The organism is Mycobacterium gordonae (assembly GCF_001417955.2).
GTDB classification, from domain to species: Bacteria; Actinomycetota; Actinomycetes; order Mycobacteriales; family Mycobacteriaceae; genus Mycobacterium; species Mycobacterium gordonae_B.
Map to the genome: position 1 here is coordinate 1 of NZ_LKTM01000104.1, position 4,187 is coordinate 4,187.

General features: G+C 80.1%; 1 protein-coding gene. It reads right to left on the bottom strand.

Annotated elements, in window-relative coordinates; translation table 11 throughout:
• Positions 1–4,187: hypothetical protein (locus AO501_RS40145; RefSeq protein ID WP_197419817.1), on the bottom strand; the 4,187-nt coding region annotated here is incomplete at both ends.

Consider the following 4,187-nt stretch of genomic DNA (forward strand, 5'->3'; position numbering starts at 1 on the left):
GCACCCGTGGTGGAGCCGGTGCCGCCCTTGCCGGCTGCGCCGCCGGTGCCGCCGGTGCCGCCGTGGCCGCCATCGCCACCCGCGACGCCGGGATTGGTGCTGTTGTCAGTGCCGACACCGCCGTGGCCGCCCTGGCCGCCTTGGCCTCCGACGCCGCCCTTGCCGCCAGCACCCTGGGTTCCGGCGGTGCCGCCATGGGTGGCTCCGGCGGCGCCGCCGGTGCCACCTTGGCCGCCGTCGCCGCCGGAGGCGCCTTGGCCGCCGGTGCCGCCACCTGTGGTGCCGGTGGTTCCGATGCCGCCCTGACCGCCTATGCCGCCAACGCCGCCGGTGCCGCCGTTGCCGGATGTGCCGGCCGCGCCCGTGGTGGAGCCGCTGCCGCCCTTGCCGGCCCCGCCTCCGGTGCCTCCGATACCGCCGATACCGCCGGCGCCGCCTGCGATGCCGGGGTTGGCGCTGTTATCGACACCGACGCCGCCTTGGCCGCCCTGGCCGCCTTGGCCTCCGACGCCGCCCTTGCCGCCAGCACCCTGGGTTCCAGCGGTGCCTCCCTTGGTGGCGCCAGCGGCACCGCCGGCACCGCCCTGGCCGCCGTCGCCGCCGGCCGCCCCCTGGCCGCCGGTGCCGCCACCTGTGGTGCCGGTGGTTCCGATGCCGCCTTGACCGCCTGTGCCGCCGGCGCCGCCGGTGCCTCCGTTGCCGGCTGTGCCGGCCGCACCCGTGGTGGAGCCGGTGCCGCCCTTGCCGGCTGCGCCGCCGGTGCCGCCGGTGCCGCCGTGGCCGCCATCGCCGCCCGCGATGCCGGGGTTGGTGCTGTTGTCGGTGCCGGTTCCACCGGTGCCGCCTTGGCCGCCTTGGCCGCCGGTGCCGCCTTGGCCGCCCGCGCCCTGGATACCGGCGGTGCCACCGTTGGCGGCTCCGGCCGCGCCGCCGGCACCGCCCTGGCCGCCATCTCCACCGGCCGCGCCCTGCCCGCCGGTGCCGCCACCGCTGGTGCCGGTGCTGCCGGCACCGCCGTGGCCGCCGGTCCCACCGACGCCACCAAGGCCGCCGTCACCGGCGGTCCCGCTCGCGCCGGTGCTTGATCCGGAGCCGCCGAGGCCGGCCGCACCACCCGTGCCGCCGACCCCGCCGATACCGCCCGCGCCGCCGGCGATGCCGGGGTTGGCGCTGTTGTCGGTGCCGACACCGCCGTGGCCGCCTTGGCCGCCGACTCCGCCGATGCCGCCCTGACCGCCCGCGCCCTGGCCGCCTGCGGTGCCGCCGTTGGTGGCACCAGCCGCGCCACCGGCACCGCCCTGGCCGCCGTCACCACCGGCCGCGCCTTGCCCGCCGGTGCCGCCTCCGCTGGTCCCAGTGGTTCCGGCGCCGCCTTGGCCGCCGGTCCCACCAGCACCGCCAAGGCCGCCGTCTCCGGCGGTGCCGGACGCGCCGGTGCTTGATCCGGATCCGCCGAGGCCGGCCGCGCCGCCGGTGCCGCCGACCCCGCCGATACCGCCCGCACCGCCGGCCAGGCCCGGGTTGGCGCTGTTATCGGTGCCGACGCCGCCGTGGCCGCCGACGCCGCCGACCCCACCGATCCCGCCCTGACCGCCAGCACCCTGGCCGCCTGCGGTGCCACCGTTGCTGGCCCCGGCGGCGCCGCCGGCACCGCCTTGGCCGCCGTCGCCGCCGGCCGCACCTTGTCCGCCGGTGCCGCCACCGGTGGCGCCGGTGCTTCCTTGTCCGCCTTGGCCGCCGGTCCCACCAGCACCGCCAAGGCCGCCGTCTCCGGCGGTGCCGGAGGCGCCGGTGCTCGATCCGGAGCCGCCGAGGCCGGCCGCGCCGCCGGTGCCGCCGACCCCGCCGATGCCGCCCGCACCGCCGGCCACGCCGGGGTTGGCGCTGTTGTCGGTGCCGACGCCGCCGTGGCCGCCGATGCCGCCGACCCCGCCGATGCCGCCCTGACCGCCGCCGCCTTGCTGCCCGCCGCCGCCGGAACCAGCTGCGCCACCGGCACCGCCTTGGCCGCCGTCCCCGCCGACCGCACCTTGCCCGCCGGTGCCGCCGCCGCTGGTCCCAGTGGTTCCGGCGCCGCCTAGACCGCCGGTCCCACCGATACCGCCGGTGCCGCCGTCACCCGCGGTGCCGGACGCGCCGGTGCTTGATCCGGATCCGCCGAGGCCGGCCGCACCACCCGTGCCGCCGACACCACCGATACCGCCCGCACCGCCGGCCACGCCCGGGTTGGCGCTGTTGTCGGTACCGACACCGCCGGCGCCGCCGATTCCGCCGATCCCGCCGATGCCGCCCTGACCGCCAGCGCCCTGGCTACCGGCGGTGCCGCCATTGGTTGCCCCGGCCGCGCCGCCGGCACCGCCTTGGCCGCCGTCGCCGCCGGCCGCACCTTGTCCGCCGGTTCCGCCGCCGCTGGTCCCAAGGCTGCCTTGTCCGCCCTGGCCGCCGGTCCCACCAGCACCGCCAAGGCCGCCGTCACCGGCCGTGCCGGACGCGCCGGTGCTTGATCCGGAGCCGCCGAGGCCGGCCGCGCCACCCGTGCCGCCGACCCCGCCGACGCCACCCGCACCGCCGGCCACGCCGGGGTTGGCGCTGTTGTCAGTACCGACACCGCCGTGTCCGCCGATGCCGCCGATTCCGCCGACACCACCCTGACCGCCGACGCCCTGGCCGCCGGCGGTGCCACCGTTGCTGGCCCCGGCTGCGCCGCCGGCACCGCCCTGGCCGCCGTCCCCGCCGGCCGCACCTTGCCCGCCGGTGCCGCCTCCGCTGGTCCCAGTGGTTCCGGCACCGCCTCGACCGCCGGTCCCACCGATACCGCCGGTGCCGCCGTCACCAGCGGTGCCGCTCGCGCCGGTGCTCGACCCGGCCCCGCCGAGACCCGCCGCACCGCCGGTGCCGCCGACACCACCGATACCGCCCGCACCGCCCGCGATGCCGGGGTTGGCGCTGTTGTCAGTACCGACACCGCCGTGTCCGCCGATGCCGCCGACCCCGCCGACGCCGCCCTGACCGCCCGCGCCCTGGATGCCGGCGGTGCCGCCGTTGCTGGCGCCAGCGGCGCCCCCGGCACCGCCCTGGCCGCCGTCACCACCGGCCGCGCCCTGCCCGCCGGTGCCGCCTCCGCTGGTCCCAGTAGTTCCGGCGCCGCCTTGGCCGCCGGTCCCACCAGCACCGCCAAGGCCGCCGTCTCCAGCGGTGCCGGACGCGCCGGTGCTTGATCCGGATCCGCCGAGGCCCGCCGCGCCGCCGGTGCCCCCGACACCACCGATACCGCCCGCACCGCCGGCCACGCCGGGGTTGGCGCTGTTGTCGGTGCCGACGCCGCCGTGTCCGCCGACGCCGCCGACCCCACCGATCCCGCCCTGACCGCCGACGCCCTGGCCGCCTGCGGTGCCGCCGTTGCTGGCCCCGGCTGCGCCGCCGGCACCGCCCTGGCCGCCGTCCCCACCGGCCGCCCCCTGGCCGCCGGTGCCGCCACCGGTGGCGCCGGTGCTGCCGGTACCGCCTTGGCCGCCGGTCCCACCGACGCCACCCTGGCCGCCGTCTCCAGCGGTGCCGGACGCGCCGGTGCTTGATCCGGATCCGCCGAGGCCGGCCGCGCCGCCGGTGCCGCCGACCCCACCGATACCGCCCGCACCGCCGGCCACGCCGGGGTTGGCGCTGTTGTCGGTGCCGACGCCGCCGTGTCCGCCTTGGCCGCCGACCCCACCGACGCCGCCCTGACCGCCCGCGCCCTGGCCACCTGCGGTGCCGCCGTTGCTGGCACCAGCCGCGCCACCGGCACCGCCCTGGCCGCCGTCACCACCGGCCGCACCTTGCCCGCCGGAGCCGCCACCGCTGGCACCGAGGCTGCCTTGTCCGCCTTGGCCGCCGGTCCCACCTGCGCCCCCTGTGCCGCCGTTGCCGGCGGTGCCGGACGCGCCAGTGCTCGACCCGGAGCCGCCGAGGCCCGCCGCACCACCCGTGCCCCCGACACCACCGACGCCACCCGCACCGCCCGCGATGCCGGGGTTGGCGCTGTTGTCGGTGCCGGTACCACCGTGTCCGCCGATGCCGCCGACTCCGCCGATGCCGCCCTGACCGCCCGCGCCCTGGCCGCCTGCGGTGCCGCCGTTGCTGGCCCCGGCGGCGCCGCCGGCACCGCCTTGGCCGCCGTCGCCGCCGGCCGCACCTTGTCCGCCGGTGCC